The sequence below is a fragment of the Streptomyces sp. Act143 genome, from assembly GCF_003143935.1.
In the GTDB taxonomy this organism is placed as follows: domain Bacteria; phylum Actinomycetota; class Actinomycetes; order Streptomycetales; family Streptomycetaceae; genus Streptomyces.
On sequence record NZ_QFRX01000001.1, the window covers coordinates 4,923,850 to 4,939,791 of the forward strand.

The 15,942-nt window shown below is 72.4% G+C and carries 13 protein-coding genes and 2 tRNA genes; 4 read left to right on the forward strand and 11 right to left on the reverse strand.

Features of this window, described 5'->3' with window-relative positions; all coding sequences use genetic code 11:
* Positions 1-25: 25 nt before the first annotated feature.
* Together DI272_RS22260 and DI272_RS22265 are read right to left on the reverse strand one after the other, a co-directional pair.
* Positions 26-898 carry a DUF2797 domain-containing protein gene (locus DI272_RS22260; protein WP_109497054.1) on the reverse strand — a complete coding sequence of 291 codons (873 nt, stop codon included), beginning with the start codon at positions 896-898 and terminating at the stop codon, positions 26-28.
* Between the two features lie 178 nt (positions 899-1,076).
* Positions 1,077-1,439, reverse strand: a complete 363-nt coding sequence (locus tag DI272_RS22265; RefSeq protein WP_109497055.1) for an HGxxPAAW family protein — start codon at positions 1,437-1,439, stop codon at positions 1,077-1,079.
* Between the two features lie 97 nt (positions 1,440-1,536).
* On the opposite strand from DI272_RS22265, the gene DI272_RS22270 reads away from it, so the two are divergent.
* Complete coding sequence (locus tag DI272_RS22270) at positions 1,537-2,046, forward strand: MarR family transcriptional regulator (RefSeq protein ID WP_109497056.1); 510 nt, start codon at positions 1,537-1,539, stop codon at positions 2,044-2,046.
* A 33-nt stretch (positions 2,047-2,079) separates the two neighbouring features.
* On the opposite strand, the gene DI272_RS22275 is transcribed toward DI272_RS22270, so the two are convergent.
* Positions 2,080-3,363: a hypothetical protein gene (locus DI272_RS22275; protein ID WP_181387279.1), complete on the reverse strand. Its 1,284-nt coding sequence runs from the start codon at positions 3,361-3,363 to the stop codon at positions 2,080-2,082.
* Positions 3,364-3,629: 266 nt separating this feature from the next.
* Here DI272_RS22275 and DI272_RS22280 point away from each other — a divergent pair, with 266 nt between their 5' ends.
* The gene (locus DI272_RS22280) at positions 3,630-3,809 is read left to right on the forward strand and encodes a hypothetical protein (protein ID WP_109497058.1); all 180 of its coding nucleotides are present in this window, start codon (positions 3,630-3,632) and stop codon (positions 3,807-3,809) included.
* Positions 3,810-3,824: 15 nt separating this feature from the next.
* Here DI272_RS22280 and DI272_RS22285 read toward each other — a convergent pair whose 3' ends face one another.
* The 3 genes from DI272_RS22285 to DI272_RS22295 form a co-directional block, all read right to left on the reverse strand.
* Positions 3,825-4,517 carry a signal protein gene (locus DI272_RS22285; protein WP_109497059.1) on the reverse strand — a complete coding sequence of 231 codons (693 nt, stop codon included), beginning with the start codon at positions 4,515-4,517 and terminating at the stop codon, positions 3,825-3,827.
* A 68-nt stretch (positions 4,518-4,585) separates the two neighbouring features.
* Positions 4,586-4,658, reverse strand: a tRNA-Arg gene (locus DI272_RS22290).
* Positions 4,659-4,846: 188 nt separating this feature from the next.
* Positions 4,847-4,937 (reverse strand) — tRNA-Ser (locus tag DI272_RS22295).
* Between the two features lie 171 nt (positions 4,938-5,108).
* Here DI272_RS22295 and DI272_RS22300 point away from each other — a divergent pair.
* Both DI272_RS22300 and DI272_RS22305 read left to right on the forward strand, forming a co-directional pair.
* Positions 5,109-5,582 carry an SSI family serine proteinase inhibitor gene (locus tag DI272_RS22300; protein ID WP_109497060.1) on the forward strand — a complete coding sequence of 158 codons (474 nt, stop codon included), beginning with the start codon at positions 5,109-5,111 and terminating at the stop codon, positions 5,580-5,582.
* A gap of 355 nt (positions 5,583-5,937) precedes the next feature.
* Complete coding sequence (locus tag DI272_RS22305) at positions 5,938-10,506, forward strand: PAS domain-containing protein (RefSeq protein ID WP_109497061.1); 4,569 nt, start codon at positions 5,938-5,940, stop codon at positions 10,504-10,506.
* A gap of 39 nt (positions 10,507-10,545) precedes the next feature.
* Here the strand turns inward: DI272_RS22305 and DI272_RS22310 are convergent, their stop codons facing one another.
* From DI272_RS22310 to DI272_RS22330, 5 genes are all read right to left on the reverse strand, one after another.
* The gene (locus DI272_RS22310) at positions 10,546-12,222 is read right to left on the reverse strand and encodes a long-chain fatty acid--CoA ligase (RefSeq protein WP_109497062.1); all 1,677 of its coding nucleotides are present in this window, start codon (positions 12,220-12,222) and stop codon (positions 10,546-10,548) included.
* A gap of 193 nt (positions 12,223-12,415) precedes the next feature.
* A complete protein-coding gene (locus DI272_RS22315) occupies positions 12,416-12,982 on the reverse strand; it encodes a SigE family RNA polymerase sigma factor (RefSeq protein WP_109497063.1) in 567 nt (188 codons plus the stop codon).
* 196 nt (positions 12,983-13,178) lie between these two features.
* Positions 13,179-14,345, reverse strand: coding sequence for a lipid-transfer protein (locus DI272_RS22320; protein WP_109497064.1), 1,167 nt, complete (start codon positions 14,343-14,345; stop codon positions 13,179-13,181).
* Positions 14,342-14,737, reverse strand: coding sequence for a MaoC family dehydratase (locus DI272_RS22325; RefSeq protein WP_109497065.1), 396 nt, complete (start codon positions 14,735-14,737; stop codon positions 14,342-14,344). The genes DI272_RS22320 and DI272_RS22325 overlap by 4 nt, the downstream gene beginning before the upstream one ends.
* A complete protein-coding gene (locus tag DI272_RS22330) occupies positions 14,734-15,702 on the reverse strand; it encodes a bifunctional MaoC family dehydratase N-terminal/OB-fold nucleic acid binding domain-containing protein (RefSeq protein ID WP_109497066.1) in 969 nt (322 codons plus the stop codon). The genes DI272_RS22325 and DI272_RS22330 overlap by 4 nt, the downstream gene beginning before the upstream one ends.
* Between the last annotated feature and the right edge of the window lie 240 nt (positions 15,703-15,942).

Below are 15,942 nucleotides of genomic sequence, written 5' to 3' on the forward strand. Positions count from 1 at the left end.
GCCTCGCCGCACGCCGCCCGGGGGGTCAGAACAGCCCGTCCTGAACCCCCGTCTCCCTCCTGAACTCCCTTACCGGCACGCAAAGTTCCTCCGTCCCCACCGGAACCAGCCCCCACCCCCTCATCAACCGGGTGTCCAGCACGACCACCCCGCCCCCGGTGTCCAGATGCAGGTCCGGTCCGGCGGCGGCGACCAGCCGTCCGCCCACCGCACCGCCCGCGACCAGCTCGGTCACCGCGCCGACGGCGACCGGCAGTCCCGCGAGGCCGAAGTCCCGCACATGGTCCACGGGCCGGAACGGCTCGGCCCGCAGCGACTCCGGCCAGCCGCCCAGCGTCACCGCCCGTCCGTGCAGTTCCGCGATCTCGGCCGCCCGCTCCGCCTCCGTCCCCGGCAGGGCGGACCGCACCGCGCGCTTGTCGGCGTACGGAATCCGGTCCGGCACCCGGAGGGCGGCCCGCAGCAGCTCCTCCGCACGCCGGGCGGCCATCAACGGGCCTACGCCGAGCCAGCTGAAGCAGACGGCGCCCTGTTCGAGCAGCCGGGCCGAACCCCGCTCCTCAGCCGTGATCCCGACCTTGGTCATGCCGGGGCCGAACCACGCCAGATATACGTGGTACGGGCGCGGATCGTCCGCGATCGTGTCGGCCGCCACGGAGTGCGCCCGGTCCAGCCGCGCACACTCCTCGCACCGCGCCCCTGTGCTCCGCCCCGGCACGGTCGCCCGCACCGGGCACGCATGCCCCCGCGCTCCCACGCATGTCCGCACACCCCCGTCCGCGACCCCGAAGGCCACCCGTTTACCCCAGGTCAGCGCGGACCGCCGACCGCCGTCCCACGCCAGCACGGGGCCGTCCGCCGACCATCGCAGCCCCGAGCACTTCCATGCCTGTGCCATCTCTGACGAGATTAGAGGGCGGCACTGACAACGACCCGGCCTGCGGCCACGCCCCCACGAAACGACCCGGGCCCGCAGCCACGCCCCCGCGGCCACCCCCTCGCCCGCGTCCGCGGTGACCGGCCTCGCCTCACCCGACCACCGCCGCCCGCGGCGACCGCCCCTCCCTCACCCCCGCTCAGCCACCGACGTCCGCCGTGACGGCCTCCGGCTCCGCAACGGGGACCACCGCGGCCGAACTCCGCCCGCGCCCCGCCAACCGGCATCCCACACACCCCGGATGCCCGTCGCGCGCCGACCGGTCCCGCGTCCGCATCCCCCACTCCGCCCGCGGGCGCCGCCCCGGCGGCTTGCCCCAGCCGGCGAGGTGCAGGGCCCAGGTCACCAGGAGCCCCAGCGCCACGATGACGCCCCCGCCCGCCAGCACCGGGACCGACACCATGACCACCCCGAGGCCCAGGACGACGCAGCCGACCGTGGCCACGGCGCATCCGGTCCACCCGGCGATCGTGTGCCCCTCGTCATACTGGTGCGCACTCACGTTCCGCCCTCCCGTTCACCCGGCAAGAGCCGCTCGAATCTCTCACGACGTAAGCAATTTAGCACCGAAACCTCTCACGACCTAAGGTAATCAGAAGATGCCAGCCAAGCCCCGCCCCGCCACCACCCCGGCCGAGGCGCTGTCGTCGATGGACTCCCTCATCGCGACGCACCTGCTCGGCCAGCAGGAAATGGCCCAGCGGCTGGGACTGAACGTCACCGATCTGCTCTGCTTCGCCTGCGTCCTGAAGGCCGGCGAGAACCTGCTCACCGCGGGCGACCTCGCGGAGCACGCCCATGTCACGACGGGCGCGATGACCGGCATCCTGAACCGCCTGGAACGCGGCGGCTTCATCACCCGCCGCCCCGACCCGAGCGACCGCCGCCGCGTCCGCGTCGCCGCCGTCCCGGCCGCGGTCACCCGTGTCGAGGCCCTGTACGGCCCCTACTACGCCCGTCTCAACACCCTCTTCGCCGACTACTCCGCGGCCGAGATCGCCGTGCTGAACGACTGGTTCACGAGGACGACGGGCCTGGCACTGGAGTACATCGAGGAACTGCGGGGGCAGGACGCGCGGGACGCGCAGGGCGGCGGGCGCGGCAAGTAGGCCGGCCTTCAGCCCGCGCGTCGGTACACGTGGCTACGAACCGTCCGCCCGCACCGCGTAGACGTACCGCAGACCGTCGTACTCACTGACGTTCCAGATCACGGACTCCCCGTACGCCCACCCGGACGCCCCGCTGCTGTGGAAACTCAGGTCCTCGCAGCCGATGGCGAGGTCGGCGACGGTGGTGGCGGTGGACGAGCCGGAGGTGAAGGTGCGCAGGGCGCCCTTGGTGGACGGGCCCGCGCTCACCGAGAGGTAGTGCTTGCTGTTGCGGGAGACGATGCCCTGGATCTTCTTCTGGGCGACGGTGACGGCCTCGGTCGCGGTGAGCGAACCCGGGTGCCGGTCGGTGTAGTCGAGCGGCCAGCGCACCACGTGGGGAGTGGTCTCGGCGGGCGCGCCGGTGCCGTTGAAGGTGTGGCCGGGGTCGTTGTAGGAGACCACGCCGTCCAGCGAGTACTCGCCGATCACGAGGCTGTCGGGGGTGCTGGCGCGGTCGAGGCCGATCGTCGAGTAGCGCAGATACGTTCCGGCGTTGTCGTAGGCGTGACTCTGCGGGAGGACGTACTGGTAGCCGTATCCGTAGTACTTGCCGTCGGTGTGCAGCCCGCAGACGTCCTTCTCGGCGGTCTCCACCATGAACAGGGTGTCCAGGTCGAAGATCCGCAGGCCCTTGTAGGTGTCGACGACGTACAGCAGGTTGCCGTACCACATGATGCCGCCGGCGTGCTTCTGGACGGGCTCGAAGGAGTACGCGCCCGTGGCCGTCCGTACCGGCTCGACCAGCAGAACGTGCCGGTAGGTCGGTGCGGCGGGGGTGTTGTAGTCGACGAAGGTCAGGCGCATGCCCTTGTCGACGGCGTACTCGTCGCCCGGGGTGTCGGGGTCGGTGTCGGTCTCGAAGTACCAGGAGACGAGGACGACCTTGTTGCTGCCGCCGGCCGGGTAGAGGCCGTTGCCGTAGGCGTCGGCGCTGGTGGTGACGCCCTGCGGTATCCAGTACAGGACGTCCTGGTCGGCGGGGTCCCAGGCGAAGCCGGTCTGGAAGGCCTCGGCCGTACTGGGCGCGCTGCTCAGCGGCTTCGCGTCGCGGTTGGTGGCGGCGACGACGGCGGTGGCGTCCACCTTGGTCAGCCGGGCCGCCAATCCGTCCGCCAGCGCGGCGAATTCACCGTGGCTGTTGGAGGAGCGGCTGGTCAGGGCGTACCGGCTCGCATCGACGGTCGCCGCATGGGCGGGGGCGGCGGAGAGGACGCCCGCGGCCGCACCGGCGAAGGGGGCGGCGGCCATGCCCCGGAGGACTGATCTTCTCGTCATGGTCATGGCGAGAGAAGCTAGGCGCATTCGAACGCATGACACAAGCGCAAATGTTCGCCTCAACGGGCGCGCGCGGCAGGGAACTTGAGCCGTCCCACGGCCCGGGCGGGGCAGCCGTACGCCCGGGGTGAGGCTGGCCGTACCCCCGGCCCGGTAGGCGACTCCATGGTTCCGCGAGGGGGGTCACGGCATGGTGGAAGTCGGAAGAAGTTCGAGGAACGCATCCCGCCCCAGGGGCTCGGTCCCCGCACCGGAAGGAAGCTCCCATGAACACACAGCCCACCACCCCGTCCCCGGCCGAGGAGAGCGAGCTGGCCCCGCTGCTCACCGCCTGGGACCAGGCCCACCCGACCGCAGCCGACCCCGAGTGGCGCCACCTGCTGGACGAACTCGTCCACCCCCGCACGACCGAGGCCTTCCGCCGCCTGGCCGGCACGGCGGCCTGAGTCCCCGAACGGGGTCTACGACGCGGCTGTCACGGCGAGTGTGTAGTCGACCCCGGTCGCGAAGTCCCCGGCCCGGCCCCGGATCCTCAGCGTGTGCGAACCGCTCTCCAGCGCGGGCAGTTGGACCCACAGCCCGCACCCGGTGCCCTGGAACGTCTCGTCCGTACCCGTGACGGGATTTCCGGCGACGCTCTCCACGGTGACCGCCTGCCCCCGGTAGCTCTCCGCCTCGACCTCCTTGCCGTCCAGGACCGCCGAGCCCTCGACGCCGTCCATGAAGGCCGCGCAGTCGGCGGGCCCGCCGATGCGGTTCACGAGGGGAAAGGCGACCGGCACCCCTGCCGGAACCGGGCAGCTGCGCCGGGCCCGCGTACCGAAGGTGCCGGCCAGGAACCACACGTCCTCCGGCTGGTTCCGCGCACAGTCACCCCCGTCCTCGTCGGCGACCGGGTTCGTCGCCTCCGGCTCCGACGCCGCCCAGGACCACCAACGGCTCTGGAGCACATCGGGGGCGAGCCGCCCCCGCACGGAAGCGGATGCGGACGTGGAAGGGGACGCGGACGCGGATACGGGCGCAGACGCGGATGCGGACGCGGAATCCGGCGCCTCCGCGGCTTCCTCGCCGCCGTCGCCGCCACCGCACCCCACCAGCACGGCAGCCAGTGCCACACTCACCAGCCCGGTTCTGCCGCCGCCCCTGACCTTCATCACGCTCTGCCTCCCCGACACCGTGAAACGCGAAAGGCCCCGGATCTCTCCGGGGCCTTTCACCTGTGTGCACTCGGCAGGATTCGAACCTGCAACCTTCTGATCCGTAGTCAGATGCTCTATCCGTTAAGCTACGAGTGCTTGTTTTGTTTTCCCGCCGCTCCTTGCCCTTCCGGGCCGCTCGCGGCGACAGGAAGAACATTACATGACTGCCGCCGCCATGTGAAATCCGTTAGCCATACCCCTTGTGACCTGCGAAAACGCCACGAGAGACCGGTTCAGGCAACGACGAAGCCCCGGTCCGGGGACCGGGGCTTCGTGATCAAGCGCGGAGGCGGAGGGATTTGAACCCTCGATGGGCTTTAAGGCCCAAACCGCATTAGCAGTGCGGCGCCATAGACCGGACTAGGCGACGCCTCCAGCACAACCGCCCGCGCGAGCGCGAGTGGTGCGTGCAGATGATGACACAGTCGAGCGTGCTGTCACCAATCGCCCCCCACGGTACTAGGCACTCGGGCCGCAGGGCAAAGCCCTACTCGCGGTGGTTCGGCCTCGGCGCAACCGGCCGGGGCGGGCCGCGTTAGTCAGGTCATGTTCCTGTTCCGGAAGTCCCGCGCCCCGTTCGCCCGGCTGCTCGTCACCGGTGCCTCCGCCCTCGTCGCCGTCGGCTCCCTGGCCGCCTCGCCCGCCGGCGCCCTCGACCGCATGCCCCCGCCCGCCCGCGACGACCTCGCCGGCGGCGACCACCTCACCGTCACCGTCAGGAACGCCGGCGGCGGGAAGGACGGCACCTTCGACCTGTACTGCCATCCCGGGGGCGGGACCCACCCCGACGCCGACCGGGCCTGCGCCGCGCTCGACCGCGGGACCCAGTGGGGCAAGGACACCTTCGCCCCCGTACCCGACGACAGCGTCTGCACCATGCAGTACAGCGGCCCCGCCACCGCGCATGTCACCGGGACCTGGGCCGGGCGGCCCGTCGAGGCGACGTACGACCGCAGCAACGGGTGCGAGATCGGGCGGTGGGACCGGATGGTGCCGGTGCTGCCCGACTTGCGGGCGTGAGGCCATGCCGGGAGATCGCGTACGCCTGTCGTGTCCGCACAGGCAGTGCACGGCGGAATCAGCGGGGACGTAAATGACGTAAATGCGGCGCGAAGGTCCGGCGGAGGCGAAGCGAGAGGTTGCGGGAGAGGAAGGGAGAGGTTGCGGGGAGCGAAGCGAGAGGTCGTGGGATGCGAAGCGAGAGGTCGTGGGATGCGGTCACACGTTCTGCGTCACTTCGTCGTGCGACCTCCCTCTCATCCGGGGCCGCGGGCGCAACCGCAGCCCTTAGACTCCCTCGCGTGACACGCTGCGGACCGGTTGGCAAGATGGCCCGAGCGGTCGGCAAGGTGCGGTAACAGGGAGGAAGCGTCTCGTGAGCAGCAGGCCATCCCGAGGCGCTGCTCGCCTCGCAGCGATACTCGACGCGCTGCCCGACGCGTTGGTACTGGTCAACGCCAACGGGACCGTCGTCAACGCCAACACGATCGCCCTGGAGGCCTTCGAGGCCCCGGGCACCGCGCTCGTGGGGCGCGGGCTGCTCGATCTGCTGCCCGAGTTCGACTCCAAGCTGATCCCGGGCTCCATGCGGCGGCCCGATCACATGGACCCGGCCGGGCGGACCAAGCCGACGCGGATGATCGCGCGCCGGACCGACGGGGTCGAGTTCCCCGTCGAGGTCACCAGCGCCAACCTGGAGAACGGCCAGCAGGCCTACGACAGCTACGGCTACAGCGGTGACGAACTGCTGATGCTCGTCGTACGCGACCTCACCGGCACCGTCGACACCGAGGCCGAACTGGCCCGGTCGCAGCGGCAGACCGAGATGATCCTGCGGGCCGCCTCGGAGGGCGTGGTCGGGACCGACACCGACGGGCGGATCGTGCTCGTCAACCCCGCCGCCGCGCAGATACTGGGCTACCGGGCCAGCGACCTCGGCGGACGCGAACTGCACGAGCTGATGCTGCACTCGCGCGCCGACGGCACGCCCTTCCCCTACGAGGAGTCCCCGCTCGCCGACACCCTGCGCTCCGGGCGCAAACACCGGGTGCGCGGGCAGGTGGTGTGGTCGAAGAAGGGCGAGAAGGTCTCCGTCGACCTGACGACCGCGCCGGTACGGGACGGCGACCAGCTCGTCGGCGCCGTCATGACCTTCACCGACCGGCGGCCGTTCGACGCCCTCGCCGAGGAGAAGGCCGCCGTCGAGAAGGCCCACGCCGAGGAACTGGAGCGGCTCTCCGAGGAACACGCCTCCGAACTCACCGCGCTGCGCCAGAAGCACGTCACCGAGGTCGAGGAGCTCCAGGAGCGGCACGAGGAGGAGCTCGCCGCCGGTGAGGAGCGGTACGCCGCCCTCGGCGAGCGCGAGAAGGACCGCTACGAGGCCCTCGCCGGACGGCACGAGCAGTTGCTGATGCTGCTCGGGGCCTCGCTGCGCGGGCCGCTCGACGAACTGCGCCGTGAACTGTCCGCCCTGGCCGCCGACGACGCCGGGCAGCTGTGGCCCGAGGCCAACCAGGTCCTGCACCACCTGTCCGCCGGGTACTCGCGGATCACCCAGCTCATCGACAACGTCCTCGCCTACCAGCGGCTCGACGCCGGTACCGACGGCATCACCCGCACGAAGGTCATGCTCGACGCCGTCGTCGCGGCGGGCGTCGAAGGGGCCGTCGAGCTCATCGGGCCTGGCCGCGTGCAGTTCGCCGTGCACGCGCCGCCCATCGAGGCCGAGGTCGACCACTCGCTGCTCGCCCGTGCCCTCGCCCACCTCGTGGCCGACGTCGCCGGCGTCGACGCGACCGGCAACGCGCCCGTCTCGGCGGGCGGTTACATGGACAACACGGTCGTGGTCGCGGCCGCGCAGCGCGGCGAGGTCGTACGGATCGAGGTGCGCGGGCCGTACGCCGGGGGAGACCCGGTGCACGAGCCGATCGTCCGCGGGATCGTGCGGGCGCACGGCGGTGTGCTCCAGACCCATGAGGTGCCGGGGATGAGCGGCAACGCGTACGTCCTCGAAGTGCCGATCGGAGGTGGCGCGGGGGCTGTCGCGGCCTCCGCCGCGGACTCCGGCCCGGCCGCGATCGAGGCCGCTCCGGAGGCCACCGAGGGGAGTGGGCGACGCCGGGCGCGGCGGTCGTCCGTCGACGCGTTCCTGGAGAGCGAGGACCTGTCCGAGTCCGACGGCGCCACCGAGGGCCCGGCCGAGAGCGGTGGCGTTCCCACCGGGCGGCGCAGGAGGCGTACGGCGGACGAGGCGGCGCCGGTTCCGGCGCAGGGGGGCGAGGAGTCCGCGGTCGGGTCCGGGTCCGGTGGGACCGGGCGGCGGCGGGGGCGGCCTGCCGAGGACGCCGGCGGGGACGTGGCCGGCGGTGAGGTCGCGGTGGCCGGTGCCGTCGAGGGCGCGGGGGCGGTCTCTGGGGCGGTTCCCGGGGCAGTCCCCGGGGTCGGTGTCGCCGAGGGTGCTGTCGTGACCGCCGCCGAGCATGCCGCGGGTACCGCGGCCGCGGGCAGCGGGCTGGGCGGGACCGTGCCGCCGCAGGGTGTGCCTACGCAGGGCGTGCCGGCGCCTGCCGAGGGCCGTCGTGCGCGGCGGGATTCCGGCGAGCAGAACGCGTTGCCGCCCGCCTTGCCCGCGGTGGCGTCCGGGGACGGTGCCGGTGCGACGGCTCAGCCGACCGGGCGTCGGCGCCGTGCCCTGGCCGCCGCGAACGAGCGTGCGGCCGCGCAGGAGGCGGCGCCGCGTGCGGTGTTCGCCCTGCCGCCCGCGGAGGCGGACCGGGGGCCTGAGGGTGCCGGTGCCGGTGCCGGTTCGGATGCGGGTATGGGAGTGCCGGGGCAGGTGGGCGCCGGGGTCGTGCCTGCTCAGGTTTCCGCTCAGATGCCAGCTCAGATGCCCGCACAGGTTCCTACGCAGCAGCAGGGCACGGGGCCGGCTGCGGGTCCGGTTCCGGTTCCGAGTCCGGGCCCGGGTCCGGGTCCGGTTGGTGGGCCTGCCCCGGTTCCTGGTCAGGCTCCGGTTCCTGGTCAGACCCCGGTACCTGGTTCGGCTCAGGCGGCCGTACCTTCGCAGGCGTCCGGCGCCCAGGTCGCCGTGCACGTGCCTGGACAGGCCGTTCCCGCTGCCGGGATCGTCGACGACGGGCGGCACGACGCGGTGCCGCATGATCAGGCCGAGGACCACACTCCGCCGCAGCCGCACCCCGCGAGCGCGCCGACCGGTCGGCGTCGGCGGGCCGTGGGGCAGCCCGCGGAAGCCGCCGGGGTTCCCGCACCCGGGGTTCCGGTCCAGCAACCGGCGGCCGGGAACGCGAACGCGGCCACGGGGCAGGGCGTCCAGGTGGCAGCGGCTCCGGCGCAGCCGGTGCCTGCCCAACCGGTGCCTGCCCAGCCGGTGCCGGCGCAGGCTGCCGCTCCTGGTGTGCCCTCTTCCGTGCCCGTGCCCGCCCAGGACGCCACCGGTCAGACCGCGTTGCCCGCCCAGGCACCGGCTCCGCAGCAGGCCCCGTCCGCCGCGCCCGCGCAGCCGCTCCCGGCGGCGGCCGGCCCGCAGCCGTGGCCCGCGGCCGACGGCACTGACGGCACCGCCGGTGCCGGGGTCGCCGTAGCGGCGGGCGTCCCGCAGCCCGTGCAGTCTCCGCAGCCCCCGCCCTCCCCGCAGTCCGCCGCCACTCCGGCGCCCGGCACGCCGCTGCCGCCGGAGGCCACGGCCGGTGCGGCGCAGGCGGCGCGTGCCGCGCAGCCGCTGCCCGCCGAGGCCGCGGCGCCTGTCGCTCCCGCCGCTCCCGCCGCTCCCGTCGACCCGAACTCCACCCAGGGGCGGGCGATCAGTGTGCGGACCCTGGGGCAGGGGGTGCCCTTCACCCGGCAGGCCGCCCAGGTGCAGCAGCCGCAGGGGCCGGCGACGCCTGCCCCGCATCAGCCGGGGGGCTCCGGCCGGCGCCGCAAGCTCGGTACGCCGCCCGACCCGGCCGCCGGCCGACCGCACCCCACGGCGGAGGCCCCCGCACCCGCGCCCACACCTGTGTCCGCGCCCGCGCCCGCGGCGCCGCAGCCGTCGCTCGCCGGACAGTCGCGGCTCGCGCAGACGACCGAGGGCACCGGACGGTCGTACGCCATAGGAGCACCGGACGAGAACGCCGCCGAGGGGCCCGAGCCGCTGGACGGGCCGGGCGGGGCGGTCGAGGTGCCCGATCCGCCGCGGCCGCAGCCGCTGGACGACGAGCTGCCGCCGGAGCCGCTGGACAACCCGCGTCGGCTGCTGGTGTGGCCCGCGCCGGACGTGACGACCCAGCAGGCGCTGAGCGACCGCGGGTACCGGCCGGTCATCGTGCACTCGCGCGAGGAGGTCGACGCGCAGATCGCCGCCTTCCCGGCCGCGCTGTTCGTGGACCCGCTGACCGGGCCGATCACCCGGACCGCGCTGCAGTCGCTGCGGGAGGCCGCCGTCACCGCTCAGGTGCCGGTGATGGTGACCGCGGGGCTGGGGCAGGCGACGCGGGAGGCCGCGTACGGCGCCGATCCCGCCGTTCTGCTGAAGGCGCTCGCGCCGCGGGACAGTGAGCAGCATCCGCCGCGCGTGCTGCTCATCGAGGAGCACGCCGAGATCGCCCTCGCCCTGACGGCGACGCTGGAGCGGCGCGGGATGCAGGTGGCGCGGGCCGCGAGCGACGCGGACGCGGTGGCGCTGGCGGGGCAGTTCCGGCCGAACCTGGTGGTGATGGACCTGTTGCAGGTGCATCGGCGGCAGGCCGGGATCGTGGACTGGCTGCGCGCGAACGGGCAGCTCAACCGCACCCCGCTCGTCGTCTACACCGCCGCCGTCGACCAGGCCGACCTGCCGCGGCTGGCGTCCGGGGAGACGGTGCTGTTCCTCGCGGAACGATCGACCAGCGCCGAGGTGCAGGCGCGGATCGTGGACCTGCTGGCGCGGATCGGCACCAACTGAGCCCTGGAGGGGGTCAGTCGGTGCCGGTGAGCGGACTCGTCAGAGCTTCGTGACGTCCAGGGTGCCCTCCGCGTACTGCTTGCGGATCACCTTCTTGTCGAACTTGCCCACGCTCGTCTTCGGGACCGACTCGATGATCGTCCAGCGCTCCGGGAGCTGCCACTTGGCGATGTGGCCCTCGTCGGCGAGGAAGGCGCGGAGGGTCTCGAAGGTCGCCGTGGAGCCCTCGCGGAGGACGACCGTGGCCAGCGGGCGCTCGCCCCACTTCTCGTCGGGGACGGCGACCACGGCGGCCTCGGTGACGTCCGGGTGGGACATCAGCGCGTTCTCCAGCTCCACCGAGGAGATCCACTCACCGCCGGACTTGATGACGTCCTTGGCGCGGTCGGTGAGGGTGAGGAAGCCGTCGGGGGAGATGGTGCCGACGTCGCCGGTCTTCAGCCAGCCGTCCTCGCTGAACTTGTCGGCGGGGCGCAGGGGTTCGGCGTCCGGGCCGTTGTAGTACGCGCCCGCGATCCAGGCGCCGCGGACCTCCAGCTCACCGGCCGACTCGCCGTCCCAGGGCAGGCGCTCGCCGCCGGGGCCGGTGAGGCGGGCCTCGACACCGGCCGGGAAACGGCCCTGGGTGAGCCGGTACGCGAACTCCTCCGGCGTGCCCACCGCGTGGGCCGGCGGGCGGGCGATGGTGCCGAGCGGGGAGGTCTCCGTCATGCCCCAGGCGTGGCAGACCCGCATGCCCAGCTTGTCGAAGGCCTCCATGAGGGAGGGCGGGCAGGCGGAGCCGCCGATGGTGACCTGGCCGAGGGAGGAGACGTCACGCGGCTTGGCGGTCAGCTCGGCGAGCAGGCCCTGCCAGATGGTGGGCACGGCGGCGGCGTGGGTCGGCTTCTCGCTCTCGATCATCTCGGCGAGCGGCGCGGGCTGCAGGAAGCGGTCCGGCATCAGCAGGTTCACGCCGGTCATGAAGGTGGCGTGCGGCAGGCCCCAGGCGTTGACGTGGAACTGGGGTACGACGACCAGCGAGGTGTCCTGGTCGGTGAGCCCCATCGACTGGGCCATGTTGACCTGCATGGAGTGCAGGTAGATCGAACGGTGGCTGTACACCACACCCTTGGGGTCGCCCGTGGTGCCGGAGGTGTAGCACATGGCGGCGGCCTGCCGCTCGTCCAGCTCCGGCCAGTCGTACGCGGTCGGCTTGCCGGCGATCAGCTCCTCGTACTCGTGCACGCGCGCGTGGGCGCCGTCGAGGAGGGAACGGTCGCCGGGGCCGGTCACCACCACGTGCTCGACCGTCTTCAGGTGCGGGAGCAGCGGGGCGAGCAGCGGCAGCAGCGAACCGTTGGCGATCACCACCCGGTCGGCCGCGTGGTTGACGATCCACACCAGTTGCTCCGCCGGGAGCCGGAGGTTCAGCGTGTGCAGGATCGCGCCCATGGACGGGATCGCGAAGTAGGCCTCGACGTGCTCGGCGTTGTTCCAGGCGAGCGTGGCGACCCGCTCGTCGTCGGCGACGCCCAGGTCCTCGCGGAGCGCGTGCGCCAGCTGGGCCGCGCGGGTGCCGATCTCGGCGAAGGAGCGGCGGTGCGGCTCGCTCTCACCGGTCCAGGTGGTCACCTGCGATGCGCCGTGGACCGTCGACCCGTGGGTCAGGATCCTCGAGATCAACAGCGGTACGTCCTGCATGGTGCTCAGCACGGCGTCCTCCCGGGGCGACATTGCCTACGCGGTAGTAAGGGTTGGGCTGATTCTGCTCACATACCGCGCGGTATGTCACTAGTGAGCGGTGATCGATCACGTCACGTTGCGTTCACAGCGCCGGGCCGCTACCGGGAGGAACATCGGGCGGGGGCTGCTACCAGGAGGAACATCGGACAGGGCATTTACCGGGAAGAAGATCGGGCCGGGGCCGCTACCGGACCAGACCCAGCTCCGGGTCCTCACGCAGCTTGCCCAGCGCCCGCGACACCGCCGACTTCACGGTCCCCACCGACACCCCGAGCACCTCCGCCGTCTGCACCTCGCTCAGATCCTCGTAGTACCTGAGGACGACCATCGCCCGCTGCCGCGCCGGCAACTTCATGATCGCCCGCCACATCGCGTCGTGCAGCGCCTGCTGCTCGGCCGGGTCGTCACCGCCGGGCAGCGGCTCGGGCTCCGGGATCTCGTCGGTCGCGAACTCGTCCACCTTGCGCTTGCGCCACTGCGACGTGCGCGTGTTCAGCAGCGCGCGGCGCACATAGCCGTCGAGCGCCCGGTGGTCCTCGATCCGCTCCCAGGCGACGTAGGTCTTGGTGAGCGCGGTCTGCAACAGGTCCTCGGCGTCGCTGGGGTTCGCGGTCAGCGACCGGGCGGTACGCAGCAGCACCGGCTGGCGTGCCTTCACGTACGACGAGAAGGAGGGGTACGTCGCATACGGGCGGGCCTGCCTCGCCGGTACTGCGGCGTCCGAAGCACTGGTGCAGACGGGTGTGGTCATGGCTCCACGCTAGGAGCGAGGGGGCCTCCCGCTCATCGGCCGCAGGTCCCGAAGACGACTCCGCCTCAGGTTGTAGGGGTGGGGGTGGCTCCACCTCCTGAGGGTGGACGAGGGGGCCGGATCTACTGCGGGATGACCCCTGGGTGGTCGTCCGAGGGTGCCGGTGACGGGGTCGGTCACGGGCCAGTGGTGGGCGTCATCCGTCCGCCGTGAGCACCAGCCCTGACGTCGGTACTCCCGTCCCCGCCGTCACCAGGACCCGGCGGGCCGCGGGTATGAGGTTCACGGCCGTCCCCCTTATCTGACGCACGGCTTCCGCCATGCCGTTCATCCCGTGCAGGTACGCCTCCCCCAGCTGCCCCCCGTGCGTGTTCAGCGGCAGTCTCCCCTCGGCCACGAAGTCCGCGGCCTCCCCCTTCCCGCAGAACCCGAACTCCTCCAGCTGCATCAGCACGAACGGCGTGAAGTGGTCGTACAGGATGCCCACGTCGATGTCGGCCGGGGTGAGGCCCGACGTCCGCCACAGCTGGCGGGCCACCACGCCCATCTCCGGCAGGCCGGTCAGGTCGTCCCGGTAGAAGCTGGTCATCTGCTCCTGGGCCCGGCCGGCTCCCTGCGCGGCGGCGGCCACCACGGCGGGCGGGTTCGGAAGATCCCGCGCCCGCTCCGGCGAGGTGACGACGAGGGCCTGGCCGCCGTCCGTCTCCTGGCAGCAGTCCAGGAGGCGGAGCGGCTCGACGATCCAGCGGGAGGCGGCGTGGTCGGCGAGGGTGATGGGGCGGCCGTGGAAGTACGCCGCCGGGTTCGTCGCCGCGTGTCTGCGCGCGGTGACGGCCACCTGTCCGAAGGCCTCCGGGGTCAGACCGTACGTGTGCAGATACCGCTGGGCCGTCATCGCCACCCAGGACGCCGGGGTGAGCAGCCCGAACGGCAGCGCCCAGCCGAGCGCGACCCCTTCCGCGGAGGGTTCGCGGTGCTGCACCCCGGAGCCGAAGCGACGCCCCGAGCGTTCGTTGAAGGCGCGGTAGCAGACCACCACCTCGGCCACGCCGGTCGCCACGGCCAGCGCCGCCTGCTGGACGGTCGCGCAGGCCGCGCCGCCGCCGTAGTGGACGCGGGAGAAGAAGGACAGCTCGCCGACACCGCAGGCCTGGGCGACCGTGATCTCCGGGCTGGTGTCCATCGTGAACGTCACCATCCCGTCCACGTCGGCGGGCGTCAGCCCGGCATCGTCCAGCGCGGCCCGCACCGCCTCGGTGGCCAGCGTCAGCTCGCTGCGACCGGAATCCTTGGAGAACTCCGTGGCCCCGATGCCGACGATCGCGGCGCGTCCGCCGAGGGTGTCTCTCGTCCGGACGCTCATCGGGCACCTCCGGACGGGACGGTGACCGTCACCGTGCCCGAGACATGCCTGCCGATGCTGTTGTCACCCGACACGCGGACCGTAGCCGTGTCCCCGTCGACCGCCTCGACCGTGCCCGCCAACACCATGGTGTCGCCCGGGTAGTTGGGCGCCCCCAGCCGTATCGCCACCTTGCGGAGCACGGCCGCAGGACCGAAGTGGTCGGTGATGTAGCGGCCGACCAGGCCGTTGGTCGTCAGGATGTTCATGAAGATGTCCGGGGAGCCCTTCTCCCGGGCCAGTTCGGCGTCGTGGTGAACGTCCTGGTAGTCGCGGGAGGCGATCGCGCCGGCGACGATCAGGGTGCGGGTCACCGGGATCTCCAGCGGCGGGAGCCGCTCACCGGGCTTCATGCGGCCTCCTCCTGGGCACGGAACACCGGCAGCACCAACTCCTCGTCGTACTCCTTGAATTCGAGCCGTACCGGCATGCCGATCCGCACCTCGTCGCACGGCACCCCGAGCACGTTGCTGATCATTCGCACTCCTTCCGTGAGCTCTATCAGGGCGACCGCGTAGGGAGGGTCGAACGCCGGGAAGGGCGGGTGGTGCATGACGACGTACGAATAGACCTCGCCCGCGCCGCTCGCCTCGACCGTGTCCCACTCCGGGTGTCCGCAGGCGGCGCAGCCGGGCAGCCAGGGGTGGCGCAGGGTGGAGCAGGCGGTGCAGCGCTGGATCAGCAGGCGGTGCTCGCGGACGCCCTCCCAGAAGCCGGCGTTGTCGCGGTTGACGACGGGGCGGGGGCGCGGGGGTTTCTCCTGCGAGGGCGTCTCCTGCCGGGGGCTCTTGGGCTGCGCCCCCTCCTTTCTCTGTGCCGGCGCGTACTTGAGGATGCGGAAGCGGTGGGTACCGGCCAGGTCGGGGCCTACGCGGATGTCCATGCGGGTGGTGACGAAGTAACCCGTGCCGAGTTTCGTCGTCTTGCGGTCGGACACCGACTCGATGACCGCGTCGAACGTGATCTCGTCGCCGGGGTGCAGTGGGCGGAGGTACTCCTGCTCGCAGTCGGTGGCGACGACCGAGGTGCAGCCCGAGGCGTCGAGGAGGGCGAACAGTTCATCGAAGGCCGACGAGCGGCCCGTATGACCGGAGAGGCCGCCCATGGTCCATGCCTGGAGCATGGTGGGGGGCGCGATGGCGGCCGGGCCGGTGTACGCGGGGTTGGTGTCGCCCATGGCCTCGCACCAGTGCCGGATCATGGGTGCGTTGACGGGGTCCTTGCCGGCGGCGGAGACGGCGGCGGCCTGTCCCTCGTACGCCTTCAGGCGCATGCCCAACTCGTCGCTCGCCTGCGGCTCGTGTCCCACGGCTTCCATGGCCTCCCCCTTCGGTCCGCCCGTCCCGTCGTCCCGTCGTCCCGTCGTCCTGTCGTCCCGCCCGTCTCGTTCTGTCATTTCTGGTACACCGCAGCCGCCGCCCGGGTTCCCACTCGCCGGACGCGAACTTCGCGAAGATTTCTGACTGTCCGTCAGATCAGGTGGCGTGTCAAGGTCGACGGCCCCCGCCGAGGCATTCCGCGCCCACGCGAGAACGCCTGCGCGGCGGCACCGAAGCAC